22 protein-coding genes are annotated in these 25,070 nt (G+C 55.8%); 4 read left to right on the top strand and 18 right to left on the bottom strand.

Features of this window, described 5'->3' with window-relative positions; translation table 11 throughout:
- Positions 1 to 17: 17 nt before the first annotated feature.
- The gene (gene miaE, locus KGP26_RS02995) at positions 18 to 779 is read left to right on the top strand and encodes a tRNA isopentenyl-2-thiomethyl-A-37 hydroxylase MiaE (protein ID WP_223664993.1); all 762 of its coding nucleotides are present in this window, start codon (positions 18 to 20) and stop codon (positions 777 to 779) included.
- Positions 780 to 784: 5 nt separating this feature from the next.
- Here miaE and KGP26_RS03000 read toward each other — a convergent pair whose 3' ends face one another.
- Positions 785 to 2,392: a GMC family oxidoreductase gene (locus KGP26_RS03000; RefSeq protein WP_223664994.1), complete on the bottom strand. Its 1,608-nt coding sequence runs from the start codon at positions 2,390 to 2,392 to the stop codon at positions 785 to 787.
- Positions 2,393 to 2,706: 314 nt separating this feature from the next.
- Between KGP26_RS03000 and KGP26_RS03005 the strand changes: the two genes are divergently transcribed.
- Complete coding sequence (locus KGP26_RS03005; RefSeq protein WP_223664977.1) at positions 2,707 to 3,861, top strand: IS481 family transposase; 1,155 nt, start codon at positions 2,707 to 2,709, stop codon at positions 3,859 to 3,861.
- A gap of 231 nt (positions 3,862 to 4,092) precedes the next feature.
- Here KGP26_RS03005 and KGP26_RS03010 read toward each other — a convergent pair whose 3' ends face one another.
- The 4 genes from KGP26_RS03010 to pepA form a co-directional block, all read right to left on the bottom strand.
- A complete protein-coding gene (locus KGP26_RS03010; RefSeq protein ID WP_223664995.1) occupies positions 4,093 to 4,596 on the bottom strand; it encodes a GNAT family N-acetyltransferase in 504 nt (167 codons plus the stop codon).
- Between the two features lie 171 nt (positions 4,597 to 4,767).
- On the bottom strand, positions 4,768 to 7,644 hold the full coding sequence (locus tag KGP26_RS03015; RefSeq protein ID WP_223664996.1) for a valine--tRNA ligase: 2,877 nt from the start codon (positions 7,642 to 7,644) through the stop codon (positions 4,768 to 4,770).
- A 14-nt stretch (positions 7,645 to 7,658) separates the two neighbouring features.
- Positions 7,659 to 8,108: a DNA polymerase III subunit chi gene (locus KGP26_RS03020; RefSeq protein ID WP_021179113.1), complete on the bottom strand. Its 450-nt coding sequence runs from the start codon at positions 8,106 to 8,108 to the stop codon at positions 7,659 to 7,661.
- An 81-nt stretch (positions 8,109 to 8,189) separates the two neighbouring features.
- A complete protein-coding gene (pepA, locus tag KGP26_RS03025) occupies positions 8,190 to 9,701 on the bottom strand; it encodes a leucyl aminopeptidase (protein ID WP_021179114.1) in 1,512 nt (503 codons plus the stop codon).
- Positions 9,702 to 9,981: 280 nt separating this feature from the next.
- Here pepA and lptF point away from each other — a divergent pair, with 280 nt between their 5' ends.
- On the top strand, positions 9,982 to 11,076 hold the full coding sequence (lptF, locus tag KGP26_RS03030; RefSeq protein WP_065684324.1) for an LPS export ABC transporter permease LptF: 1,095 nt from the start codon (positions 9,982 to 9,984) through the stop codon (positions 11,074 to 11,076).
- A complete protein-coding gene (gene lptG, locus KGP26_RS03035) occupies positions 11,076 to 12,146 on the top strand; it encodes an LPS export ABC transporter permease LptG (RefSeq protein WP_021807815.1) in 1,071 nt (356 codons plus the stop codon). The genes lptF and lptG overlap by 1 nt, the downstream gene beginning before the upstream one ends.
- A 101-nt stretch (positions 12,147 to 12,247) precedes the next feature.
- On the opposite strand, the gene KGP26_RS03040 is transcribed toward lptG, so the two are convergent.
- The 13 genes from KGP26_RS03040 to KGP26_RS03100 form a co-directional block, all read right to left on the bottom strand.
- Positions 12,248 to 14,044 (bottom strand): glycoside hydrolase family 28 protein, encoded by a 1,797-nt coding sequence (locus KGP26_RS03040; protein ID WP_209554795.1) that lies wholly within the window; start codon positions 14,042 to 14,044, stop codon positions 12,248 to 12,250.
- A gap of 240 nt (positions 14,045 to 14,284) precedes the next feature.
- The gene (locus KGP26_RS03045; RefSeq protein ID WP_024486364.1) at positions 14,285 to 14,602 is read right to left on the bottom strand and encodes a CcdB family protein; all 318 of its coding nucleotides are present in this window, start codon (positions 14,600 to 14,602) and stop codon (positions 14,285 to 14,287) included.
- Positions 14,602 to 14,847: a type II toxin-antitoxin system CcdA family antitoxin gene (locus KGP26_RS03050; RefSeq protein ID WP_218519922.1), complete on the bottom strand. Its 246-nt coding sequence runs from the start codon at positions 14,845 to 14,847 to the stop codon at positions 14,602 to 14,604. The genes KGP26_RS03045 and KGP26_RS03050 overlap by 1 nt, the downstream gene beginning before the upstream one ends.
- 89 nt (positions 14,848 to 14,936) lie before the next feature.
- Positions 14,937 to 15,266, bottom strand: coding sequence for a multidrug efflux SMR transporter (locus KGP26_RS03055; RefSeq protein WP_021179117.1), 330 nt, complete (start codon positions 15,264 to 15,266; stop codon positions 14,937 to 14,939).
- An 11-nt stretch (positions 15,267 to 15,277) separates the two neighbouring features.
- On the bottom strand, positions 15,278 to 15,637 hold the full coding sequence (locus tag KGP26_RS03060) for a multidrug efflux SMR transporter (RefSeq protein ID WP_021179118.1): 360 nt from the start codon (positions 15,635 to 15,637) through the stop codon (positions 15,278 to 15,280).
- Between the two features lie 54 nt (positions 15,638 to 15,691).
- Positions 15,692 to 16,360, bottom strand: a complete 669-nt coding sequence (locus KGP26_RS03065; protein ID WP_223664997.1) for a hypothetical protein — start codon at positions 16,358 to 16,360, stop codon at positions 15,692 to 15,694.
- 10 nt (positions 16,361 to 16,370) lie between these two features.
- On the bottom strand, positions 16,371 to 17,006 hold the full coding sequence (locus tag KGP26_RS03070) for a phosphate propanoyltransferase (protein ID WP_094982215.1): 636 nt from the start codon (positions 17,004 to 17,006) through the stop codon (positions 16,371 to 16,373).
- Positions 17,007 to 17,041: 35 nt separating this feature from the next.
- A complete protein-coding gene (locus KGP26_RS03075) occupies positions 17,042 to 17,476 on the bottom strand; it encodes a BMC domain-containing protein (RefSeq protein WP_223500809.1) in 435 nt (144 codons plus the stop codon).
- A 10-nt stretch (positions 17,477 to 17,486) separates the two neighbouring features.
- Entirely contained in the window at positions 17,487 to 18,437 is a 951-nt protein-coding gene (cutD, locus tag KGP26_RS03080; RefSeq protein ID WP_021807820.1) for a choline TMA-lyase-activating enzyme, read from the bottom strand.
- 64 nt (positions 18,438 to 18,501) lie between these two features.
- Positions 18,502 to 21,921, bottom strand: a complete 3,420-nt coding sequence (cutC, locus tag KGP26_RS03085; protein ID WP_223664998.1) for a choline trimethylamine-lyase — start codon at positions 21,919 to 21,921, stop codon at positions 18,502 to 18,504.
- A 70-nt stretch (positions 21,922 to 21,991) separates the two neighbouring features.
- Entirely contained in the window at positions 21,992 to 23,146 is a 1,155-nt protein-coding gene (locus tag KGP26_RS03090; protein WP_223664999.1) for a 1-propanol dehydrogenase PduQ, read from the bottom strand.
- Positions 23,147 to 23,164: 18 nt separating this feature from the next.
- Positions 23,165 to 23,422: a EutN/CcmL family microcompartment protein gene (locus tag KGP26_RS03095; RefSeq protein WP_021179125.1), complete on the bottom strand. Its 258-nt coding sequence runs from the start codon at positions 23,420 to 23,422 to the stop codon at positions 23,165 to 23,167.
- Positions 23,423 to 23,444: 22 nt separating this feature from the next.
- Entirely contained in the window at positions 23,445 to 25,061 is a 1,617-nt protein-coding gene (locus tag KGP26_RS03100; protein ID WP_094982212.1) for an acetaldehyde dehydrogenase (acetylating), read from the bottom strand.
- Between the last annotated feature and the right edge of the window lie 9 nt (positions 25,062 to 25,070).

The following is a 25,070-nucleotide window of genomic DNA, read 5'->3' on the forward strand; positions in this document are numbered from 1 at the left end:
GCCCCTGATAGAACCCGATGAAATACCAATCACTGTTATCCCCGATTTTAAACTTCCTGCACTGCGAAACCCCGGATGGCTGGATCGAAGCGGCCCGTCGCCCGGAAAACCTGCCACTGTTGCTGACCGACCACCTGGTATGCGAGCTGAAAGCGGCGCAGACCGGCATGTGGCTGATCCGCCGCTATGTGGCAGACAAAGAGAGTGGCGATGCCCTGTTGGCGCTGCTGAGGCCCTATGAGGCGTTTGTGCACGAGGCGCAGGAAGTACCAGAAGAGCTGTTCCGTCAGAGCGCGTTTACCAGGAAGATCCTGCCGAAGAATGGCTCGGCCTATGGCCAGGATCTGGTCGACAAGATGGTGCTGCTGATCAAAGAGGAGCTGCATCACTTCTCGCAGGTGTTGGAGATCATGCAGGCCCGGAAGATCCCTTATAGAAAGATCACCGCCAGCCGCTATGCCAAAAGCATGATCCGCGAGGTGCGCACCCACGATCCGGCTACCCTGATCGATAAACTGATTTGCGGCGCGTATATCGAGGCCCGCTCCTGCGAACGCTTCGCCAAGCTGGCCCCGTTCCTGGACGATGAGCTGAACCGGTTTTACGTCTCGCTGCTGCGTTCCGAAGCCCGCCATTATCAGGATTACCTGACGCTGGCAGAGCAGATTGCCGGCGGCGATATTAGCGAACGCGTAGCGTTTTTTGGCCAGTTGGAGGCGGAACTGATCCGCTCACCGGACACCGAGTTCCGCTTCCACAGCGGCGTGCCGGTGGCGTGAGGGAATTACAGCGTTTCCCCTAATATCAAATCCACTGCCTTTTCGGCCAGCATAATAGTTGGGGCATTGGTGTTGCCGCTGGTGACCTGCGGCATCACCGAACAGTCGACCACCCGCAGGTGCTTAAAGCCATGCACTCGTAGCTGCAAGTCGGTCACCGAGTCATCCGTATTTTTCCCCATACGGCAACTACCCACTGGGTGATAGACCGTCTTGCAGAAGTTACGCACAAACTCCTCCATCTGCGCCTCATCGTTCACCCACGCCGGTTGTGGCATCAGCAGATCTTTAATCAGCGGCTTGAGAGAGGCGGTTTCCAGGAAGCGCAGGCCAAATTTCACCGCGCGAATGCTGCCTGCCAGATCGTCTGGATGACCAAGGTAGTTGGCCTGTAGCTTGACCGGATCGGCAGGGTTACGGCTGCGTAACTGCACCTGGCCGCGCGCTTTGGGTTGCAGATAACCGACCTTGAGCGACATGCCGTGGATCGCCGGTAGCGGTTCGCCGGGCACGTCGTCCCAACTGTCCAGAATCGGCAGGAAATGTACCTGCACGTCTGGCCTGCCATTACCCAGGGAGTCTGCAAAGGCGGCCCCCTCCAGTACGTTAGAGGTCAACACACCGCTGCGAAACGCCAACCACTCTGCACCGTGGCGCAGCGCCTGCAAGCCCCGATCGGCACCGAACAGGCTGACAGGTTCACGGGTACTGACGTTAATCGACATATGTAGGTGATCGTGGAAGTTTTTGCCCACCGGCAGATCGGCCAGCGGCGTAATGCCTAACTGCTCCAGATGTTCGCGCGGGCCGATGCCGGACAGCATCAGGATCTTCGGTGAGCCAACCGCCCCGGCGCTGAGGATCACTTCCTGGCTGGCGTGGGCGACGATCTCATTGCCACCGTTCAGGCTGTAGACCACTCCAGTTGCCACGTTGTTTTCGAAGGTGACGCGATGCACCAGCGCGTTGAGTTTCACCACTAGCCGCGAGTTATCGCGCACGGCTTGCAGATAGGTGCGGGAGGTGCTGGCGCGTTCGCCATTGTGGGTGGTGGTCTGGTAGAAACCTACGCCGTGCTGATTTTCACCATTAAAGTCGTTGCGGTAGGGCAGATCCAACTCCTGGCCCGCGCGGATAAACGCCATGCTGAGCGGATGGCGGTAGCGGTTCTCGCTGACCGGTAGCAGCCCTTCGTTGCCGTGATACTCATCCGCCAGGCTTTCATTGGCTTCGGCGCGTTTGAAGTAGGGCAGCACGTCCTGATAGCTCCAGCCGGTACAGCCATATTGATGCGCCCAGTCGTCGTAATCCTGCGGTTGGCCGCGCAGATAGATCATACCGTTTACCGAGCTGCTGCCGCCCAGCACCTTGCCCTGGGCGATCTGCATGCGGCGATTATTGGCGTGCGGCTCTGGTTCGGTTTCATACGGCCAGCTTTTCTTGGCGATGATCTTGGCGACCCCAGCGGGCATTTTGATAAACAGATTATTGTCGTCGCCGCCGGCTTCCAGCAGCAGGATACGGGCCTGGGTACGGCGGATGAGCTGGGCTGCCAACACGCAACCCGCCGAGCCTGCGCCAACAATGATGTAATCGAAGTTATTTTCTGACATGACCGTTCCCTGTGCGTGATGGTTAGAGACTGTCATGGCAGAGTAACTCAGCAGAATAGTAGGTCAATTTGCGATCGTTAATTTATTAATGAATATCACAATAAATTTACATTTAAGCATGTAGAATCAATTTAACTGGTTGAAATATAGAATTACCGTGTAATTTTTCGAATGATGTAGATATTAATAATTTTATTTGTGAGTGATGTGCTCTCTCCCTCACCCCAACCCTCTCTCTGTACAGACCGGGGACATCATGAACACTTGTTCGGGGACATGGTAGACACTTACAACATAGGTATGAGTACTTCTGAGTGGAGTTGCTTATGCCGTGGGATGAGAGATCTGCCATGTCATTACGTACCGAGTTTGTGCTTTTCGCCTCGCAAGAAGGCGCTAATATCCGTGCGCTATGCCGTCAGTTCGGCATAGCGCCTGCTACCGCATACAAGTGGTTACATCGCTGGCACTCTGATGGGCGCGCCGGTCTGAACGAACGTTCTCGAGTGCCACACCATTCTCCTTCCAGAACACCCGATATCGTTGTCCAATACCTCCGCGCTGCACACCAGGCCCATCCGATGTGGGGCGCACGCAAGCTCAAGCGGTGGCTCGAGATGCAGGGGCATACGTTACCGGCCGCCAGCACCGTGCATAACCTCATGCGCCACCATGACCTGCTACCGGGCGGTCCGTCACCAGCGCCCACCGTCGGACGCTTTGAACATGACGCCCCGAACCGACTCTGGCAGATGGACTTTAAAGGCCACTTCCCCTTCGCCGAAGGGCGTTGTCATCCGCTGACCTTGCTGGATGACCATTCGCGCTTCTCGCTCTGTCTGGCGCACTGCCCAGACGAACGACGAGTCACCGTGCAGTCTCAGTTGATAGCGGTGTTCGAACGTTATGGCTTGCCGGAGAGAATGACCATGGATAATGGTGCCCCCTGGGGCGACACGACGGGCAGTTGGACCGCGCTGGAACTGTGGCTGATGCGTCAGGGTATCCGGGTGGGTCACTCTCGGCCTTATCATCCTCAGACTCAGGGTAAGCTGGAGCGCTTCCACCGCAGCCTGAAGGCAGAGCTCCTGCAGGGACGGTGGTTTACCCATGCCGCGCAGTTGCAGGAGGTGTTCGACGCCTGGCGAGATACCTACAACCTGGAACGCCCACACGAAGCGCTGTCAATGGCGGTACCGGCGTCCCATTATCAGCCTTCATCGCGACAGTACAATGGCAATCCGGCGGCAGCCGAGTATGACGAGGGGGTCTTGGTCAGGAAAGTGGATATCAGTGGAAAACTGAGCCTGAAAGGGATGAGCCTGAAAGTGGGCAAGGCCTTTATCGGTGAATATGTCGGGCTGAAGGCAAGTGAGAGAGAGGGCTACTACGAGGTATGGTGGTACAGCACGAAAGTGGGGATGATCGACCTGAGAAATAGGTCGATCATCATGGGTAAAGGATGTTAAAAAGTGTTCACCATGTCCTTGAACACCTGTCTACCATGTCCCCGGTCTGTACACTCCCCAAGGAGAGGGAGCTAGCCCGGAGTTGTGAATAGGGGCAGTGTAGAACTGTGACTATGGAAGCAGAGGGTGTTGATACGAAGTTACAGTCAGGCGAAGGAGCAAATCGTGGCACATTCGGTCCCCTCTCCCTGTGGGAGAGGGTTAGGGTGAGGGGTATGTAGATCGCTAATGTTAAAGCGCTTTCAGCATGGTGACTTCGCAGTCACCGTGGCCGGTATTGCCCATGGCACAGTCGATATGCTCAAAACCAAGATGCTCATACAGACCGATCGCCTGCTGCAACGTGGCGGTGGTTTCCAGATAACAACGGCCGAATCCCTGTTGGCGGGCAAACTCCAGCGCCTGCAGCGCCAGGCGTTTTGCCAAACCTTTGCCACGCAGCACCGGCAGGAAATACATTTTCTGTAATTCGCAAACGTCGATCTCACCGCCCTGCAGCGGCGCAACGCCACCCCCACCGGCAATCTGACCGTCTATCTCCACCACCCAGTAGGCACTGCGCGGTTGGCTATAGAGTTGGAACAAGGCGTCCAGATTGGGATCGGAAACGGTATAACCCTTATCCGCCGTCAGGCCATGCTCGGCGGAGACTTCGCGAATGACGTGAGCAATCGCGGCGTTGTCCTCGGCCGTGATTGGGCGTACCAGAAGACGCACTGGGGTAGCTGTTGTCATGTTTTTACTCACCATCAAAGGGAACCTGAAGGGCCCCGGAATTTCGTTGTTATTACGGAATGCACCGCATCAATAATACTTTGTAATAACACTTAAGCCTGGCCCTTGGCAATGCCGATAAAAAAACAGCGGGGAAAAATCACCCGCTGTTTTTGATCGGTAGCTCGCAGATTACAGCGCGGCGATAGTCGCCTGCTGTTCCTGTAGCTTCAGCTTGCCTTCTTTGCAGGCTGCCAGACGCTCACGCTCTTTGGCCACTACCGCTTCCGGTGCGCGAGCCACAAAGCCTTCGTTGGACAGCTTACCTTCAATAGACGCAATCTCACCATCCAGCTTGCCCATCTCTTTCGACAGGCGCGCGATTTCCGCATCCTTGTCGATAAAGCCAGCCATCGGGATCAGCAGTTCGGCACCGTCTACCAGCTTGGTGACCGAAACCGGGCCTTTCTCGCCTGCAGGCAGCAGGGTGATAGAGCTCAGGCGTGCCAGGCGTTCGATAAAGCTCTGGTTTTCCTGTACGCGGCGTTGGGCATCACCATTGGCGTTACGCAGCAGCACTTCCAGCTGTTTGCTTGGCGCGATGTTCATCTCGGCGCGGATGTTACGCACCGCGATGATCGCCTGCTTGATCCATTCCAGATCGTTCAATGCCTGCTGGTCTTCCAGCGCGGCGTCGAAGGCCGGGAACGGCTGCAGCATGATGGTGTCTGCGGTTTCACCGGTCAGAGGCTTGACGCGCTGCCAGATGGTTTCGGTGATAAATGGAATGATTGGGTGCGCCAGGCGCAGCAACGCTTCCAGCACGGTGATCAGCGTATTACGTGTGCCACGCTGTTCCGCTTCGCTGCCGTTGATCACGACCGGTTTGGTCAATTCCAGATACCAGTCGCAGAACTGGTTCCAGGTGAATTCGTACAGGATGCCCGCCGCAATATCGAAGCGATAGGTGTCCAGCGCCTCACGGTAGGCTTTCACCGTGCGGTTGAATTCGGCCAGGATCCAGCGGTCGGCCAAGGAGAGCTGCATTTCGCCACCGTTGAAGCCGCAGTCGTGCGCTTCGGTGTTCATCAGTACAAAGCGGCTGGCGTTCCATAGCTTGTTACAGAAGTTGCGGTAGCCTTCCAGGCGCTTCATGTCCCAGTTGATGTCACGGCCAGTAGAGGCCAGTGCTGCCAGGGTGAAGCGCAGGGCGTCGGTGCCGTGCGGTTCGATGCCGTTCGGGAACTGCTTCTCGGTGCGCTTGCGGATTTTCTCTGCCAGCTGCGGCTGCATCATGTTGCCGGTACGTTTCTCCAGCAGGTCTTCCAGCGAGATACCGTCAACCATATCCAGCGGATCGATGACGTTACCCTTCGACTTGGACATCTTCTGCCCTTCGTCGTCGCGGATCAGGCCGGTCATGTACACGGTCTTGAACGGAACCTGCGGTTTGCCGTTTTCATCTTTGACGAAGTGCATGGTCAGCATGATCATGCGGGCAATCCAGAAGAAGATGATGTCGAAGCCGCTGACCAGCACGCTGGTCGGGTGGAAGGTCTTCAGATCCGGGGTCTGCTCTGGCCAACCCAGGGTCGAGAAGGTCCACAGGCCGGAGGAGAACCAGGTATCCAGCACGTCTTCGTCCTGGTTCAGTGCCACGTCGGCACCCAGGTTGTTTTCGCGGCGCACTTCTTCTTCGGTGCGGCCAACGTACACTTTGCCTTCGGCGTCGTACCAGGCCGGGATGCGGTGGCCCCACCACAGCTGACGGGAGATACACCAGTCCTGGATATCGCGCATCCAGCTGAAGTACATGTTTTCGTACTGCTTGGGCACGAACTGGATCTCACCTTGCTCAACCGCTTCCACCGCGACTTTCGCCAGCGGCGCGGTACGCACGTACCATTGGTCGGTCAGCATTGGCTCGATAACCACGCCGCCACGGTCGCCGTAAGGCACGGTCAGATCGTGAGGTTTGATTTCTTCCAGCATGCCGAGTTCGTCAAAGGCGGCAACCACGGCTTTACGCGCAGCAAAGCGCTCCAGGCCACGGAACTGCTCTGGCAGCTCACCGCTGTAGGCGGTGCTGGCTTCGCCCAGGGTATCGAACACCTCGGCCACTTCGAGGATGTCACCGTCGAAGCTCAGGATGTTGATCATCGGCAGGCCGTGACGCTTACCCACCTCATAGTCGTTGAAGTCGTGCGCCGGGGTGATTTTCACGCAGCCGGTGCCTTTCTCCATATCGGCGTGCTCGTCACCCACGATGCGGATGCGGCGGCCCACCAATGGCAGAATGATCTCTTTGCCAATCAGATCCTTGTAGCGTGGATCTTCCGGGTTTACCGCTACGCCGGTATCACCCAGCACGGTTTCCGGACGGGTGGTGGCAACCACCAGGTAGTCTTTGCCTTCCGCCGTTTTTGCCCCATCGGCCAGCGGATAGCGCAGGTGCCACATGGAACCTTTGGACTCGCGGTTTTCCACTTCCAGATCGGAGATGGCGGTGCGCAGTTTTGGATCCCAGTTCACCAGGCGTTTGCCACGGTAGATCAGGTCTTCTTTGTACAGGCGGACAAACACTTCTTTCACCGCGTTGGACAGGCCTTCATCCATGGTGAAGCGCTCGCGCTCCCAATCCACGGAGTTGCCCAGACGGCGCATCTGGCGGGTGATGGTGCCGCCGGACTCGTCCTTCCACTGCCAGATTTTGTCGATAAACGCGTCGCGGCCATAATCATGGCGAGTTTTATTTTCTTCTGCAGCGATCTTGCGCTCAACCACCATCTGGGTCGCGATACCGGCATGGTCGGTACCGGCTTGCCACAGGGTATTTTTACCCTGCATGCGCTGGTAGCGGGTCATGGTGTCCATGATGGTCTGCTGGAACGCGTGGCCCATATGCAGGCTGCCGGTAACGTTCGGCGGCGGGATCATGATGCAGAAACTTTCCTGGCTGGTATCGCCATTCGGTTTGAAATAGCCCTGGCTTTCCCAGTGATCGTACAGCTTCTGTTCGATCTGGGTTGGGTCATAGGCGGTATCGAGATCGGTGTTGGTCTTTTCCATTTTTATTTCAAGGTTCAGTTAGTTGGCGGCGTGGCCGTGGTCAAATGGAAGCCGACGCTGCGATAGGCTTTGTAACGTTCGCGCGCCAACTGTTTCAAGGTGTCTTCGTAAGGGACGAAGTCTACCACTTCATGGAAAGCAGTAGCAAAATCTGCAAACTGCGGCAGCAGGGCGATCAGCAGATCGCGCGGGGCATTGCCGCGTTTACCTGGCCAGCACAGCTCGACCGGGGCGCCAAAGTTTGGCCCTTCGCCTGCCAGGTTGTGCGGTACAAATTGGTGTGGCTCACGTTGCCACAGGGCTTCGTCCAGCCGCTGGGCCTGCTCCTGGCTTTCACAGGCGATCAGCACCCGCTTGCCAGCGCGCCATCTTTCGGCGGCAACGGCACAGGCCACAGCCTCGTGTGCACTGAGCGCACCAGCGGGTTCTGCGTGTTCAAGAAGGTAGAACGTTGCCTGTTTCATGATTCAATTCACCGTGGCCAAAAAATGTAAGGGCACAGCGTGCTGTGCCCTCGGTGATTATACCTGAATTACCGCGCGGATTTAATCGTCGCCGTTTAGACCAGCACGATTGAGCAGGAACTGCGCCAGCAGGGCTACCGGGCGGCCAGTGGCCCCTTTGGCCTTGCCGGAGCGCCAGGCGGTACCGGCGATGTCCAGGTGCGCCCAGCTGTACTTGCGGGTAAAGCGTGAAAGGAAGCACGCGGCGGTGATGGCACCACCTGGGCGGCCGCCGATGTTGGCCATATCCGCAAAGTTGGAATCCAACTGCTCGTAATACTCGTCGGCCATCGGCAAGCGCCACGCACGGTCACCCGATTGCTCGGAAGCGCCGATCAGCTCGTGAGCCAGCGGGTTGTGGTTCGACATCAGGCCGGTGATGTGGTGGCCCAGTGCGATCACGCAGGCACCGGTCAGAGTGGCGATATCAATCACCAGCTCTGGCTCGAAACGTTCCACGTAGGTGAGGGTATCGCACAGCACCAGGCGGCCTTCGGCGTCGGTGTTCAGCACTTCTACCGTCTGGCCCGACATGGTGGTCAGCACATCGCCTGGGCGATAGGCACGTCCGCCCGGCATGTTTTCACAGCCAGCCAGCACGCCAATCACGTTGAGTGGCAGATTGAGCTCTGCCACCACACGCATGACGCCGTATACGGTTGCCGCACCGCACATGTCGTATTTCATCTCGTCCATGCCGTCGGCCGGTTTGATCGAGATGCCGCCGGAATCGAAGGTCAACCCTTTACCTACCAGCACGATCGGCTTAGCGTCCGGGTTAGGATTTCCCTTATATTCCATCACCGACATCAGCGATTCATTTTGCGAACCGGCACCGACCGCCAGATAGGCGTTCATCCCCAGCTCTTTCATCTGCTGTTCGCCGATGACGCGGGTGGTGATGTGGGTGCTGAAGGCATCGGCCAACTGACGTGCCTGTGAGGCCAGATAACCGGCATTACAGATGTTTGGTGGCATATTGCCGAGATCTTTGGCGGCCTTGATGCCGGAAGCCACGGCCAGGCCGTGCTGGATGGCGCGTTCACCGCTGGTCAGTTCGCGGCGGGTTGGCACGTTGAACACCATTTTACGCAGCGGGCGACGTGGCTCCACCTTGTTGCTCTTCAACTGATCGAAGGTGTAGAGCGTTTCTTTGGCAGTTTCTACCGCCTGGCGCACCTTCCAGTAAGTATTGCGGCCTTTGACGTGCAGCTCGGTCAGGAAGCAGACGGCCTCCATGGAACCGGTGTCGTTAAGGGTATTGATGGTTTTCTGGATCACCTGCTTGTACTGGCGTTCATCGAGCTCGCGCTCTTTGCCACAGCCAATCAGCAGGATGCGTTCGGAGAGAATGTTCGGCACATGGTGCAGCAGTAACGTCTGCCCGACTTTGCCTTCCAGTTCGCCCCGGCGCAGTAGTGCGCTGATATAACCATCACTGATTTTGTCGAGCTGTTCTGCGATAGGTGACAGGCGGCGTGGTTCGAAAACACCTACTACAATACAGGCGCTGCGCTGTTTTTCCGGGCTACCGCTTTTTACACTGAACTCCATGCACTCTCCTGAATCTTAAAGACAACGACGAAAGCTACGGCTAGAATGATCTGCTCCGCCAAGATCTTCCGTCATTGAGTTAACTAACTAGGTTAACCTGAACGGCGTAAACGTTCTGTTTTGGCTACTATAGGTCTGTTCCTATAGGAAGGCCAAACAGCTTGATGTTCTAATACTATTTTAGCTGTGAAGGTTGCCACATGATGAGAAAAAATGGCGGATTAGCGATGAAACTATCGATTTTCCTGCAAAAAGACAAGTTTTCACAGGCGTAATAAGCGTGATCATCATTAGATATCTGGTACGGGAAACGCTGAAGAGCCAAATTGCCATCCTGTTTATCCTGCTTCTGATCTTCTTTTGTCAGAACCTGGTCAGGGTGTTAGGTGATGCGGTCGACGGCAATATCCCGACAAATTTAGTCTTATCCCTGCTTGCATTGGGTGTGCCGAAGATGGCGCAGCTAATCTTGCCCTTAAGCCTGTTTCTTGGCCTCTTGATGACGCTTGGACGGTTGTATACCGAAAGCGAAATCACCGTTATGCACGCCTGCGGTCTGGGGAAACGGACCCTGATCATTGCCGCGATGGTGTTGGCGATCTTTACCTCGGCGGTGGCTGCGGTAAACGTCTTCTGGGTCGGGCCATGGGCGGCCAGCCATCAGGACGAAGTGATTGCCGAAGCCAAAGCCAACCCCAGCATTGCCGGGCTGGCTGAAGGGCAGTTCCAGCCCTCACAGGATGGTAACGCTGTGCTGTTTGTCGGCAGCGTAAAGGGCAACACCTTCAACGACGTGTTCCTGGCGCAGCTGCGCCCGAACGGTAACCAACGCCCTTCGGTGGTGGTGGCCGAGCATGGAATGATCAATCAGGGCCGCGATGGCTCGCAGGTTGTCACGCTGGACAAAGGCACCCGGTTTGAAGGCACCGCATTGCTGCGTGATTTCCGCATTACCGACTTCAACGACTATAAAGCGGTTATCGGCCATCAGTCGGTCACTATCGATAATACCCAGTCCGAGCAGATGTCGATGCGCACGCTGTGGGAATCGAATGAACCGGATGCGCGCGCCGAATTCCATTGGCGTCTGACGCTGGTGGTTTCCGTGGTGCTGATGGCGCTGCTGGTGGTGCCGCTTAGCGTGGTCAACCCGCGCCAAGGCCGTGTGCTGAGCATGTTGCCAGCGATGCTGCTGTATCTGATCTTCTTCCTGCTGCAGACCTCGCTGCGTTCCAATGCCGGTAAGGGCAAGCTGGATCCGCTGGTGTGGATGTGGCTGGTGAACCTGGCGTACTTCGCGATTGCTCTGGCACTTAACCTGTGGGATACCGTGCCGATGCGCAAACTGCGTGCACGCCTGAGAGGAGCGGCCTGATGTTTGGTGTACTGGACCGTTATATCGGTAAAACGATTTTCAACACCATCATGATGACGCTGTTCATGCTGGTTTCGCTTTCCGGCATCATCAAGTTTGTCGATCAGCTGCGTAAAGTCGGGCAGGGTGAATACTCGGCGCTGGGCGCGGGGGTCTATACCCTGCTCAGCGTGCCAAAGGATATTGAGATCTTCTTCCCGATGGCGGCGCTGCTAGGGGCATTGCTCGGCTTGGGCACCCTGGCTACGCGTAGCGAACTGGTGGTGATGCAAGCTTCTGGCTTCACTCGGCTGCAGATTGCTGGGTCGGTGATGAAAACCGCTATTCCGCTGGTCTTGCTGACGATGGCAATCGGCGAATGGGTGGCACCGCAGGGCGAACAGATGGCGCGTAACTACCGTGCGCAGCAGATGTACGGTGGCTCGCTGCTCTCTACCAAGAGCGGCCTGTGGGCGAAGGACGGCAACGACTTTATCTACATCGAACGGGTGGCGGGTGAAAAAGAGCTGGCTGGCGTCAACATTTACCACTTCAACGATCAGCGCCGGTTAGAGACGGTTCGCTATGCCGGTACCGCAGATTTTGAAGACGGCGCGTGGCAGCTTTCGCAGGTGGATACTTCCGATCTGACCAATCCGAATCAGGTCACCAGTACCCAGACGCTGACCGGAGTGTGGAAAACCAACCTGACCCCGGACAAGCTGGGCGTGGTGGCGTTGGATCCGGATTCGCTTTCCATCAGCGGCTTGCACAACTATGTGAAATACCTCAAGCAGAGTGGCCAGGAGGCCAGCCGTTACCAGCTGAATATGTGGAGCAAGATCTTCTCGCCGCTGTCGGTGGCGGTGATGATGCTGATGGCGCTGTCGTTTATCTTTGGCCCACTGCGTAGCGTGCCGATGGGCGTGCGAGTGGTGATCGGTATCAGCTTCGGCTTCCTGTTCTACGTGCTGGATCAGATCTTCGGCCCGCTGAGCATGGTGTACAGCATGCCGCCAATTCTGGGTGCCCTGTTGCCAAGCTTGCTGTTCCTGTTGATCAGCCTTGTTTTGCTGCTGAAGCGGAAATAGTCAGGCCCAATAGACTGGGCCTGTATGCAAATCAAAGCCGCGATGTGTTAGTCACCGGAGCAGAGGAAAGACGGGGGGGAGAGATCCTGCCCGTTTTTCGCTTAGAGTGCAGAGGCGCTAGAAGGGAACAGTGCAAAGGCTTCGCGGCAATCGTAAGGCTCTTCGGATCCATTACGGTTATCCAGCACTTCAAACTCTGCGGCACCGTTGTTCGCAGCCTCCAACAGCAGATCCGCCAGGGATACCGGGCCAGGTCCCATCAGGATCTGGGCATAAGAAGGTGCGGCAGGGATTGTTGCCGAGGCTTTGCTAGCCAACTGTGGTGAGCTGTCAAACACGGTGTTATCGAGCACAATATTTCTTAATGGCAGATCCTGGCCATCAGAGCTGAAGCCGCGTAAGGTGACCCGAACGTTATCTCCGTTATAAATGGAGTCTGGCGTATCCACATAGTGGTAATTCTTGATGGTGACATCTTGAATATCGGGGTAGGCCTGGCCGGTTTTTTTGCTGTAATAGGTATCTATGGTCAGCGCTTCCTGAGCGCGGCGGATGCAAATGCCATCATAGTTGATGTTCCTCACCTCTCCTCCAACGCTCATATCGGTTTTGATACGCACGCCGACGGCAAAGTCAGCATCATGGCCGTCAATGCTCATATCCCGAATCTCCACGTCTTTGACCGCGCAGTCGGTTTCACTGCCGATTGACATGCCATGGGTGAAGTAGAGGCGGTTATGCAGAATTTTGACGTTGCTGACGGTGTAAATAGGCAACTGCCCTGCATACTTTTCGGCAATCGGTGGGACACAGGCATTGCTGCTATGGGCTTTGATGGCAATACCGTCATCACCGGTACTGATGTGGTTATAGGCAATCAGGACATTCTGCGATTGGCCAGGATCGATCGCGTCGGTGTTCTTGGTCGTATCCGGGGTAAAGCAGGTGCTTGCTCGGGTATAGTTAGGGGAACCCGATGTCGCAGGGGTTGTCCCTTTCGGGCAATCATAGCCTGGAACCGTATAGGCCAGTGAAGGCGTTAACACCTTCACGCCCCAGACGACCACTCCATTGACCCCACTGGGGACAAAGTGGAATTTGGGTGCATTCTGTAAGGTGATCTTATACAGCGTGAAGTTCTGGCTGGTCGGCTTGGCGGAATTCTTGTTGGTGACCTGAATTAGCCGCGGGTTGTTCTGATTGGCGCCGGAAACGGTTTTGGTTAATGCGCCTACATCCCACCAGGTCAGGATATCGGCATATTTTCCGCTGGTGAGCACTGCTCCCCCTCGTCCGTCGATAATACCTTCACCAATCACGCCGCTGTTTATCGCATCGGTGGCGGTAATCAATGCGTTACAGCCATTATCGGCACTGGCGGTTTCGCCGCAGTTATTCTTACCGGCAATCTGGTAATCCACCGGGCTACGTGAGGCAAACAGGGTGATCCCTTGATCTACCCAGAGCGTGACGCCACTTTTTAGCGTAAGTGGGCCGCTCAAGAACGCATTCTCTTCGTTACTGCCAGCGACCAGTTTAACGGCACCGGTGTTGCAGGCGTCGATCGCGGCTTGAATACGTTGGGTATCGGGTTGGGAATTATTCACGTCAGCATCAATGGCTTCATCCAGTAGCCCTTTGGCATTCTGGTTCAGTTCGGCTGAGAGTGTTTGGCAGACTTCAGGTATTACTGGTTCTTTCCCGGCCAATTCGGGATCGTTAAGGGCTGAGGCTGGCCAGGCACCACTGCGGTCAGCGACAGGTTTCTCAGTTTCAGGGGGAACAACGGGTTTAACTGGCTCAACAGGAGAGGCGATACTACCATCCGAGTTATCACAACCCGTCAGGGCCAGCAGAAAAATCGCCATAGCTGATAATGACTTGATATTTCTTTGCATGATTTATCCCTAATAATGAAACAGCGTTCCGAAATTAGATATTGTCTTGCAAAATACGTTGCCGCAACTGTTACATGACAGGATTATGCGGTATCAAATCATTAGCCTGCATATACCTCTATTCAGCATGCCGCCGATCTTGGGGCGTTGCTTTCAGGCCTGTTGCTAAACAGAAATAACGGTTGCTTCCACCTCTTTGTTGAACAGGCCCAATTTGTTCATAGTCAGTGGGGCAGTTTTTCAAATGCCCAAAACTAACAGGTCGATGGCCGCAACCAGCTCATCACGCAGATGGGCTGCATTGGTAACTAGGCAATCTGCATTAAGATTTTTGACATCCGTAGTCGTCAGTAAACTAGTAAGGATCACGTAATCTTGTTGATCCACAGACAAAACAGGAGTCAGTGCTTTGACCTGTGAGTTTGTTGCATGCTTTAAAGCCAAGGGCATGACCAAACGAGTGCTAAGGTGATCGAGTAAATCGGACTGAACAACGATAAAGAAAGGATAGGCTTTTTTGTTTTTAGATTGATTTTTATAAACAGAAAATTGTTTCATTACAGGACACCAAAGTCAGCATCATCAGAAAAAAGGCCGTTCTCCTCAACGAAGCCATTCAATGCTTCAAGACCAGCACGATTTTCCGCTAACCAACGTTCACGTTGCCCCTTCTTCACTGCGAGTTCTAATGCGTGGTTTAGTGTAGCCGATAAGTTTAGGTCTAATGCTTTAGCCTTTTCGATCAGGTCGACACTTAAGTACACGTTAGTATTGCGCTTTTTTATTACTGAAACGGTTCCCATGGCACCTCCTGAGCATAATTTATGCGCATAACTATAGCGCATCAAAAAAAAAGCGCAACGTTGCCGCTGCGCTGTAGGAGGCTGAGATCTTACATCTGCGAGAAGATATTCATAATGACGCCACCGCCGATGATCAGCGCCATGGCGAAGATGGCAGGGAGATCCGGTTTCTGCTTGTAGAGCAGCATGGAAACGAAGGTCACCCCGACGATGCCAAAGCCGCACCACAACGAGTAGGCGACGCCCACCGGGATAAACCCCATCGCCTTGGTCAGGGCAAAATAGCACAGGCAGTAAGCGCTAATCACCAGCACCGAAGGCCCCAGCTTTTTAAAGTTGTTGGTTTTTTTGATCATCGAGGTCCCGGTGATTTCTGAACCAATCGACAGTGCCAGCCACAAGAAGCCAATGTTAAACATAGTTGATACCCTTATTCTTCGGAGGAGCCCATTTTGGAAAAGAGGTTCATGATCACGATGCCGCTGGCAATCACGATCATGCCGATAATGGCTGGCATATCAGGGTGCTGGCCGTAAAACAGCATGCCCAGGCTTGAGACCAGTAGAATCCCGGTGCCTGACCAGGTGGCGTAAGCCAGGCCGACAGGAATGTATTTCACCGCGTTGGATAACGAGTAATAACAAACGCAGTACAACACGACGATCAAGCCGAGTAATAACGTCTTGGTGGTACCTTCGCTGTTATCAAACATTTTTAAGGTTGAGGTGGCCGAGGTCTCGGAGAAGATGACCAATAACATCCATACCCATGCTTTTGCCTTGGTAGACATAGAGTTCGCTCCTGATTAATAATTATTGATATAAAGTGAAATTTTGAAGCTTGGTTATTTTTTCCCTCGGCTATATTCCAATGCCAAATCGGTCAGCTTGGCTCCCGGTGGTGAACGACCATTGAGCCGCTTGAGTTCGCTAAGCGTTACGTAGGCTTGTGGCGGCGCTGCCAAAGGCTCCGTGGCTGCGGGCTGGGCCGATAGCATCCGATCCAACGTACAGAGCTCAATGCGTTGTGCCGCCAGCTTTGGCAGATAATCTGCCTGAGGGGCGTTTTCCCCTGCGCGGCTCAGGCCTTTCAGCTGATTTAATTCGCTGTTCGGGTTGCAGTTATAATCCAGCGCCATAATTGGCCTGCCGCTCATTCGAGCCAGATGAATAAACCGGGCAGCATCAGACTGTAATAAACCATTGGCCACTTCTGCCGCCGTCGCGAAATCGAGAAAAGGGATTAATACTCGCGCAATATTATCCAACGCGCCGGTTTGACTGATTTCCGCCAGCGAAGTGATTGGCCCTAGTTGGCTCCAATCTGTTTCTGCGTGAAACTGCCGGGCATTATCGCTAAACAGGATCACCGGCGAGAACGCCTGGCAGTGCTGCAAGCGCGCGCGGATAATTTCGTGGTAACCATCCGCTGCGGTTAACAACACCAACGCCCGTGGCCGCATCCGTGAGAGCACTTCACTGACCAACTTATCGATGATTTCACGCTGCATCATATTTGCCGCCTTAGGGAACGATAACCACGTTGTCACCGGAAGCCAGCCCGGCGGCGTTGGCTTCATCGGTATCAATGTGCAGTTCCAGAGCAAAACTGGCTTTGATCCGCACGATGACTTCGTCAAAGATCAGCCCACGCACGCCTGCCGCTTTCACCCGCACCTTCTGCCCGTTCTGCACGCCCAACCTGGCGGCATCCTGCGGGTTCATATGGATATGGCGCTGGGCACAAATCACCTGTGAATGCAGCGAAACGTAGCCCGCCGGGCCAGCCAGCATGGCGTCACCGGAGGCGTTCAGATTGCCGGATTCGCGTACCGGAGCCTTCAGCCCCAGGGTAAAGCAGTCCGCCTTGGAGATTTCCAACTGAGTACATTCGCGCGCAGGCCCCAGCACCCGCACCTTGGAGAGCGAGCCTTTTGGGCCGACGATCATCACGCACTCTTTCGCGGCGAACTGCCCAGGCTGGCGTAGCTCTTTGCATGGCGTTAGCCGATAGCCCGCACCAAACAGCTTTTCAATATCCTGCTGCGACAGATGGACATGCCGGTTAGAGACCCCAACCGGGATGGCGATGCCGGTGGGAGAAGCATAGTTCTCTGCCAGGTTATGGCGGATCCTTTCCAGTAACGACTCATTAAACATACTGTTATTCCTACCCGATCTCAGAAGCTGTACGGTTATTTAGACTCTTTCTTGCCGCCGGTGCGTGCGGGTTTGTTGTCGGCAACAGGGGCTTCGACTACCGGCGCTGCGGCCTCTGCCTGCGGGGCGGCCACTTCTGCTACTGGCGCAGGCGTTTCTTGCTGTACTTTGGCCGCTGGCGGCGTAAGCTCCTTGCCTTTCAGCCCTGTCAGCAGCGCGATAACCTGTTTTTCCGGGCGGGCAATCACCAACTGGCCTTTGATAAACGCCGGTTGTTTGATCACTGCCACACCGTTGTCGATGGCGGTTTTCACCGCGCTGATTTCCCCGGCAAAGAACACGCTAACCAGGCCGGAACCAATCTTCTTGTATCCCAGCACCGTTACCGCAGCGGATTTACAGGCTGCATCGGCCGCGTGGATCGCGGCGGTCAGGCCATAGGTTTCAATCACTCCCAGGCTTAAGTTCATCTCCATCTCCTTAGTGCCTTACCAGGCGGATATCAAAGTCAAAGCGCTGGAAAAAAGCCGCCAGTTGGTCCAGTTCTTCATTGCTGTAGCTTGGGTCGTCTTTGACCGGATAGATCATGTCGAGCCGCTGGTATTTGTTTTTACCCAGTTGGTGATAAGGTAAAACGTCGATGCGGCTGATATTGCCTTTGCGTGCCAGGGCCATGACATAGTCAATGGCACCGGTGATGGCATCGTAAGAATCGTTATAGCCGCGTACCAAAGGCATGCGCACCACGATATGGCTGCCCAGTTCCACCAGGCGCTCCAGGTTTCTTTTTACGCCCTCGTTGCCGACGCCAAACAACGCTTTATGCCGTGCGCTATCGATATGCTTGATATCGAACAGGAACATATCGGTGCAGGTCGCCAGCTTTTCATAATTGGCTAAAGTGGTGGTGCCATTGGTTTCGATGGCGGTGTTGATCATCTGTTTTTTGCATTCGGTCAGCAGCGCGGCTGCAAAGTCGGTTTGCAGGCTCAGCTCGCCACCGCCCAGGGTGACGCCACCGCCAGAGGCATGATAGAAATCGACGTCCTGCAGGATGATATCCATCAACTCCTGCACCGTGACGTCCTTGCCCATGATGTCCAGCGCGCCGGAGATGCAGACTTCTTCGCATTTGCGGCAACCGATGCAGTCTATGTTGCGATCGAGGTGGTGCTTGAGATCGCCTTGTGCGTTTTGGCGCTGGGAATGGATCCCCACCGGGCAGACATCAACACATTGCCCACAGTCAACGCACAAATCATGTGAATACATCACCTGGAAATTGCTGGTGAGCCCCTCGGGGTTGGCGCACCAGGCGCAGAGGATGTTACAACCTTTGAAAAAAATCAGGGTGCGAATACCGTCTCCGTCATAGATCGAGTATTTCTGGATATTGAATATCCGGCCCTTTTTCTCCAGCGTGTTATCCATACTATTTTCCCCTTTCTTCGAAGGCTGATGGGATAAGACGTCCCTGTCTTATCCAAGGCTAAGGTCAGAACTTCTCAATGACCGTACGGCTTATGATCTCGTCCTGAACTTCTTTGCATAGCTCGACGAAGTAGGCGCTGTAACCGGCTACGCGGACGATCAGGTCGCGATATTTTTCTGGTTCCACCTGCGCCTGTTTCAGCACTTCGTTATCCACGTAGCTGAACTGCATCTGGCCGTTGCCCAGAATGGACGCGGTACGCAGCAGGGTGATCAGCCCGTTCTTGCCTTCCGGGGTATCGAGCAGCCCTTTGAGGAACTTGAAGTTGTGCACCATGCCGATGTTCATGGTTTCCACGTTCATCTTGCTGACGGACTTGATGATGGCAGTTGGGCCCTGCTTGTCCGCGCCCTGCGTCGGGCTGATCCCGTCGGAGAGTGGCATCCAGGCCAAGCGGCCGTTTGGCGTTGCGGCGGTCAGTTCACCGATCGGCGTGTTGTTGGAAATCGACAGGGTGCCGTGGCTCAGCGTGGAGTAGAGCATCTTGTACTTGCGGCACTCGCGCTCGGTCCACTCGGTGATGTCCAGCGCGTACTGATCGACCGTGTCATCGTCATTGCCGTACTTCGGCGCATTCAGACAGTCGCGGCGCAGCTGTTCAAAGCCTTCAAAGTTGGCCAGCAGCGCGTCACGGATCTGCTCCAGGGTGTATTTGCCATCCTGATACACCAGCTTGCGGATCGCGGCCATGGAGTCGACATAGGTCGCCAGACCGGAGAAGATCAGCCCTGGGCCGTGGTTGATCACCGCGCCACCGGCGGCCACGTCTTTACCCTGTTCCATACAGCCTTCCACCAACAGCGACATCAGCGGTTTGGGCGCCACGTCGCGGTGCACACGCTGGCTGATGACGGTACCGATAGCCGACAGTTTGACGATGTGCGCGATCTGCGCCTTCACCGCATTGTCGAACTCTTCGTAGGTTTTCAGGGTGCTCAGCTCACCGGTATCCAAGCCTTGATAGCTGTCGAACAGCACCATGCGGCCACGGTTGAGCACGAACTCGATGGCAATCGGCCATTGGGTATAGCCGGTGGAGGTCCACTGATAGATGCGGCCGGATTTTTGCGGCTCTACACAACCCATCAGGCAGTAGTCGCGCGCGTCTTCAAAGTCGAAGCCCTTGCGCAGCATCATCTTGATGTGCGAATCATCAAAGTGGCAGGCCGGGAAGCCCATACCCGCTTTCACCACGTCGACGATCTTCTCCATGTACTTCTGCGGTGACTGGTTATGGATACGGCAGGCCAGCGACGGCTGGTACACTTTGACAAAGCGTACGGCGTCCATGATCAGATAGGTCAGGTCGTTACAGGCATCGCCACCGCTGCGTTTCTGCCCGCCGATGGTCAGGTTGATAAACGGCTGGTAACCGGCGAAGTACTTGGCGCCCAGTTCGCTGGACATCCACATCAGTTCGGCACACTTGATGATGAAGGCTTCCAGTAATTCCAGCGCCTGTTCCTGCGTCAGGCGGCCAGATTCGATATCGGCCTGATACATCGGGTAGCAATACTGATCCAGACGGCCCAGCGACAGCCCGGTCTGGTTCTCTTCCACTTCAAACAGCGACTCCACCGTCCAGATGCTTTGCAGCGCTTCTTGCAGGGTCTTCGGTGGGTTGGCAGGGACGTTCTCGTTGGTTTCTGCGATGGTCAGCAGTTCCGCACGGCGTGTCGGATCTTGCTCAACGGCTGCCAGTTCACGGGCCTTGTCTGCGATGCGCTTGGCGTAGGCCACCACGCCGTCACAGGTTTCAATGGCCGCTTTGTAGAAGTAGATCTTGTCGATATCCGCCGGGTTTTCCATGCTCAGCGCCGCGAGGTGCTGCTGGGCATCGGCCTTGATGCCGTTCATCCCTTTGGTGAACAGCAGGATGTCGTAGCCTGGGCAGGTGTCGCCGCCGCCGTTAATCTGGTGGTAGGAAAGATCGCTGACAAAGGTTTCGCCGCTGAAGGCCCAAACGCCCGCTTCGCGGTACTGTGCTTCACAGATCTCATCGAGCGAACGGCCTTCCCAGAATGGCACGATCTCTTCACGGATCGTCTTCTTGTCGGCCTCGGAGATAATAAATGGATCCTGCGGACGGGTGCCCATGGTGTCCAGTTCGTCACGCACCCAGCGCCAGGCGATATCCGGTGAGAACGCCCCGGCACGCGGTTTGCCGCACGGATGGCCGACGATCAGCTCATCTTGCTGGATCAGGATCGGCGCGGTTTCACAGGCGGCACGGAAAGACTTGGCGCGCAGCAGAATGGTTGGCAGACCCGGGTTGTTTTTTGCCATCTCGGTAAAGGTGATGGCGCGATAGATAGAGACGCTAGGGCGAGCATCGAGGTAGTTGTCACGCAGGCGTTGCAGGCGCGGCGTCAGCCCTTCCATCAGTTTGTGCGTTGCCACGTCTTGCGCCGAGGCTGCCACGAACGGGGCCGATGGCGCGCTGTACTGCGGGCGATCACCCGCCTGGCCAGCAAACAGTTTTACCTGCAGGTTGCTGTTGAGCGTCATCAGGTTGCTACGGGCTGCCAGCAACATAGCGGACAGATCGTTGATCACCAATGCCGGGTCGTCGAGGCGCACGCCGTGCAGCATGGCGTCAAACATCGGATAGCCATCCAGCTCACGTGGTGCGCGCACTTCGGAAAGCTCGCACAGTTTCAGCCACAGGCACTCAACGATTTCATAAGCCTGCTCCGGCGTTAGTACGCCACGGGTGATGTCTTGTTGATAGAAGCTGTACAGCAGCTTGTCGAAGCCGCCTGGATAAACCGCGTAGCTGCCGTTTTCCAGATGCAGCGCCAACTGGAAGAAGTAGAACGACTGGCAAGCCTCTTTAAAGCTGCTGGCCCCGTAAGCCGGGACTTTTTTCAGCATGGCAGCCGCTTCCTGCAGCTCCGCCTTGCGGTACGGATGGTTTTCTACCGCAGCCATGTTTTCCGCTTTGCTGGCCAGTTTCTGCGCCAGATGCATCGCTGCATTGCAGGCGTAGATCATGGCGCGGCATTGGTTGACCTCGTCCAGCCCGGAACGGCTGACAGCGCTGCCGATGCTTCTGGCACGGTCTTCCATTTCGGCCTCGATGGCGAACAGCCCTTTGGTGATCACCGCCAGATAGTCCGGTGAGGTCTGGCCAAAGGCGGTGAAGGCCGAAGGACTGCGCAGTTCGCTTTCGCTGTGGAACACGGCGGCGCGCGGTGTGGAGGATTGGCTGCCGATGATCAGCTCATCGGGGCCGATGTAGCCGGGCAGTTGCTTGACCAGCTCATTGAACAGCTTGGCATTCTTGACCAACTGCGGCATGCCGGCCACATCGCCACCCAGCGTTTCCAGAATGGCGGCACGTTCGGTGCTGATGGTGCTGTTTTGGGATAAGAGTCTTTCTGCCAGCAGTTTTACGCGTGGCGTCAGTGAATAATGGGCCATGTTCAAATCTCTCCTGATGTCCTGCGGCTTTCACACAAATTGGCAAAATCCGTTGACTGTAATGAGTGCGTTATTGAAGCTGTACCGGGCCGCCGCTGTAGGCGAGGCGGTACAGTTTCTCCAAATCTGCCGCGTTAACGTCGCGCGGGTTGGTTGGCGTGCAACTGTCGTGCAACGCCTGCGTGGCCAGTTCGCCAAGGCAAACCTGGAAGCGGTGTTCCTCCACCCCTGCGGCTTGCAGATTGGCCGGTAGCTGCATTTCCTGTTTCAGCGTTTCGATCGCCACCAGCAGGCTATTGACGCCATCGCGTACCGAGGTGCTTGGCAGCCCCAACAGGCGCGCCAGAGCGGCATATTTGTGCGCGGCCGGGGTGTCGCAGTTGCCGTCAACGTCGGCATTGAAGGCGACCACCGAGGTCATCAGCAGCGCATTGGCTCGGCCATGCGGGATACCAAACATGCCGCCGAGGGCGTGCGCCAGGCTGTGGGTAATGCCCAACGATGCGTTGGTGAACGCCATCCCGGCCATGCATGAAGCGTTGTGCATTTTTTCCCGCGCTGGCAGGTTGTTGCCCTGTTGGTAGCAGGTCAGCAGGTGGCCGAATACCATCTGCACCACTTTTTCGGCCATCGCATCGCTGAAGTCGCTGGCCTTGCGGGAGACATAGGCCTCCAGGGCGTGGCACAGCACATCCATCCCGGTATCGGCGGTAATACTGGCCGGCACCGACTTCACTAGCTGAGGATCGAGGATGGCGATGTCGGGCAGCATGAACTCGTCCACCAACACCAGCTTTTGGCTGCGGGACTTGATCACCGAGAAGCTGGTGACTTCGGAACCGGTGCCGCTGGTGGTGGGGATGGCGACAAAACAAGGCTTGCTACGGCCGCTGTCTTTACGGCAATGCCACAGCGCATACATCACCGCCTTGGCGGCATCGATGACCGAGCCGCCGCCCAAGGCAATCACCAGATCCGGGTAGTCGTCATCCATCAGCTTCATGCCGCTGACGATGGCGGAAATATCCGGGTCTGAGGCCACCTCGTCATACTGACGGCAGCGGATTTGTTGCTGTTGGAGCAGGCTGGTTACCCGCTCGGCCAAGCCAAACTTCACCATCGCCTGATCGGTGACCAAAAACGCCGAGCGTCCAGGCAAGCTGCTCAGCGCGAGCAGCGCATCCTCACCGAAATGGATTTTTGGCTTAATCAGAAACTCATTCATGCCTACTTCCTCTTACTCTTAACGCTCCCGGTGAACCTTCTCGACAATGGCAACGATCGACATGGCCTTGTAGCGGTCTTTACTCAGTGCGAAATACTCTTCCACCAACACCAGATCGTTTTCACCGGCACCGACGCTATCGACGGCAACGTAGGTGCGATCTTTGATGGCTTCCAGGTCGTCACCCAGCGCCGTGACCAGCAGCAGGTTACTGCCGCGTAGTTCGTCACTTTTCTGTGTGGCCACCACATGGCCGGTTACCTTTGCGAGGATCATGTTTTCACCCTTGTTTGATGTGTTACCGGGACAGGCGTCCAAGCACTTCAGTAATGATCCGTTCGACGCTTTCTTCGGTGATGTCATTGGCTGCGGCGTTAACCACTGCGCGGGTGACCGCCCCGAAACGATCGTCGCCCTGGGCATACAGCGGTGCCGGTGCGGCCTGCGGGGTTACCGCCGCCGTTGGCGCTGCAAAGCGGTTATCGTCGAAGATGCTGGTGCTATGGTTGATTGGCGCGCTGCACGGCTGAGCTGCGGGTTGTGGTTGGCGCAGATCCTCGATGCTACGAACGCCATAGCCGACTTTACGTACGTTCAGCAGGTTCATCGGGCCGACGTTGTCCGAGCTGGAGCCGCCACCAACGGCACCGCAACCGAGCGTTAACGCAGGTATAAGATTCGTGGTTGCGCCAATGCCTCCAAGCGCGGCGGGCGTATTGATCAGGATGCGGTGCACCGGTTTTTGCAGCGCAAACTCGCGGATCACCTGCTGGTTCTGGGTGTGGATGACCAGCGTATGCCCCAGGCCTTCGTTGGTGAGCAACTCCACCACGCGGTCACAGGCGCTCATCCAGTCTTCTTCGATGTACAGCCCCAGCACCGGGCAGAGTTTTTCACGGGCGTAAGGGTTTTTACGCGAGACGCTGTTTTGCAATGAAATCAGCACTCTGGTGGTCGCAGGTACGCAGAACCCGGCGCGTTCGCTGAGGTAGATAGCGGTTTTGCCCACCACTTCAGGATTAATCATGCCGTTCGGGCGTAACAGGATATTGGCCAGGCGGGCAGATTCATCGTCGTTCATGAAGTAGCAGCCCTGAGCCAGCAACTCGCGGTGTACATCCTGATAGATGCACTTTTCCACGATGATCGACTGCTCAGAGGCGCAGATCACGCCATTATCGAAGGTCTTGCTGGTGATGATGTCTTTCACCGCCTGCTGGATATTGGCGCTGCGTTCGATAAACGCCGGGCCGTTGCCTGGGCCACCGCTGATGGTTGGCGTGCCGGAGCTATAGGCCGCACGAACCATGCCTTCGCCGCCAGTAGCCAGGATCAGCGCGACGTCTTTGCTGTGCATCAGAGCTTTGGTGGCTTCCAGCGTCAGCTGGGTCAGGCCGTCAACGATACCTGCTGGGGCACCGGCCTGAAGCGCAGCCTGCTTGACGATTTCAATCGCCCGCTGGCTGCACTGGCGCGCATTAGGGTGCGGGGAGAAAATAATGGCGTTCCCGGCCTTCAGCGCGATCAGCGTTTTATAGAAAATAGTTGAGGTTGGGTTGGTCGACGGCACCAGGGCAGTAATAACCCCTAACGGGACGCCCACGTCCATCACTTTATTCTGCTGGTCGTCACGAATAATACCGACGGTTTTTAAATCCTTAATATGCTCAAAAACTTTTTCAGAGGCGAAAATGTTTTTTAACACCTTGTCTTGCCAATTGCCGAAGCCGGTTTCTTCATGGGCCATCTTCGCCAATTCTTCGGCATGCCTGGCCGCTTCGCTGGCAATATGTTTAATAATGCCGTCGATCTTTTCCTGTGAATATTTGGCAAACAGCAATTGTGCCTGTTTGGCATTTTTAATCAGCGTGCGAGCCTGCTGAATGGATTGTAAATCCGGATCTAATGTGGTCATTAGTCTATT

Origin of the sequence: Serratia sp. JSRIV002 (assembly GCF_019968725.1) — a bacterium.
GTDB lineage: Bacteria > Pseudomonadota > Gammaproteobacteria > Enterobacterales > Enterobacteriaceae > Chania > Chania fonticola_B.

What these genes read in the sequence shown, in the direction of transcription:
- miaE (WP_223664993.1), top strand. Translation starts at nt 18, where the DNA reads ATGAAATACCAATCACTGTTATCCCCGATTTTAAACTTCCTGCACTGC.
- KGP26_RS03020 (WP_021179113.1), bottom strand. Translation starts at nt 8,108, where the DNA reads ATGAAACAGGCAACGTTCTACCTTCTTGAACACGCAGAACCCGCTGGT.
- lptG (WP_021807815.1), top strand. Translation starts at nt 11,076, where the DNA reads ATGTTTGGTGTACTGGACCGTTATATCGGTAAAACGATTTTCAACACC.
- KGP26_RS03010 (WP_223664995.1), bottom strand. Translation starts at nt 4,596, where the DNA reads ATGACAACAGCTACCCCAGTGCGTCTTCTGGTACGCCCAATCACGGCC.
- KGP26_RS03050 (WP_218519922.1), bottom strand. Translation starts at nt 14,847, where the DNA reads ATGGGAACCGTTTCAGTAATAAAAAAGCGCAATACTAACGTGTACTTA.
- KGP26_RS03060 (WP_021179118.1), bottom strand. Translation starts at nt 15,637, where the DNA reads ATGTCTACCAAGGCAAAAGCATGGGTATGGATGTTATTGGTCATCTTC.
- cutC (WP_223664998.1), bottom strand. Translation starts at nt 21,921, where the DNA reads ATGGCCCATTATTCACTGACGCCACGCGTAAAACTGCTGGCAGAAAGA.
- KGP26_RS03045 (WP_024486364.1), bottom strand. Translation starts at nt 14,602, where the DNA reads ATGAAACAATTTTCTGTTTATAAAAATCAATCTAAAAACAAAAAAGCC.
- KGP26_RS03100 (WP_094982212.1), bottom strand. Translation starts at nt 25,061, where the DNA reads ATGACCACATTAGATCCGGATTTACAATCCATTCAGCAGGCTCGCACG.
- KGP26_RS03095 (WP_021179125.1), bottom strand. Translation starts at nt 23,422, where the DNA reads ATGATCCTCGCAAAGGTAACCGGCCATGTGGTGGCCACACAGAAAAGT.
- KGP26_RS03015 (WP_223664996.1), bottom strand. Translation starts at nt 7,644, where the DNA reads ATGGAAAAGACCAACACCGATCTCGATACCGCCTATGACCCAACCCAG.
- KGP26_RS03000 (WP_223664994.1), bottom strand. Translation starts at nt 2,392, where the DNA reads ATGTCAGAAAATAACTTCGATTACATCATTGTTGGCGCAGGCTCGGCG.
- KGP26_RS03090 (WP_223664999.1), bottom strand. Translation starts at nt 23,146, where the DNA reads ATGAATGAGTTTCTGATTAAGCCAAAAATCCATTTCGGTGAGGATGCG.
- KGP26_RS03065 (WP_223664997.1), bottom strand. Translation starts at nt 16,360, where the DNA reads ATGATGCAGCGTGAAATCATCGATAAGTTGGTCAGTGAAGTGCTCTCA.
- KGP26_RS03040 (WP_209554795.1), bottom strand. Translation starts at nt 14,044, where the DNA reads ATGCAAAGAAATATCAAGTCATTATCAGCTATGGCGATTTTTCTGCTG.
- cutD (WP_021807820.1), bottom strand. Translation starts at nt 18,437, where the DNA reads ATGGATAACACGCTGGAGAAAAAGGGCCGGATATTCAATATCCAGAAA.
- KGP26_RS03075 (WP_223500809.1), bottom strand. Translation starts at nt 17,476, where the DNA reads ATGAACTTAAGCCTGGGAGTGATTGAAACCTATGGCCTGACCGCCGCG.
- KGP26_RS03055 (WP_021179117.1), bottom strand. Translation starts at nt 15,266, where the DNA reads ATGTTTAACATTGGCTTCTTGTGGCTGGCACTGTCGATTGGTTCAGAA.
- pepA (WP_021179114.1), bottom strand. Translation starts at nt 9,701, where the DNA reads ATGGAGTTCAGTGTAAAAAGCGGTAGCCCGGAAAAACAGCGCAGCGCC.
- KGP26_RS03070 (WP_094982215.1), bottom strand. Translation starts at nt 17,006, where the DNA reads ATGTTTAATGAGTCGTTACTGGAAAGGATCCGCCATAACCTGGCAGAG.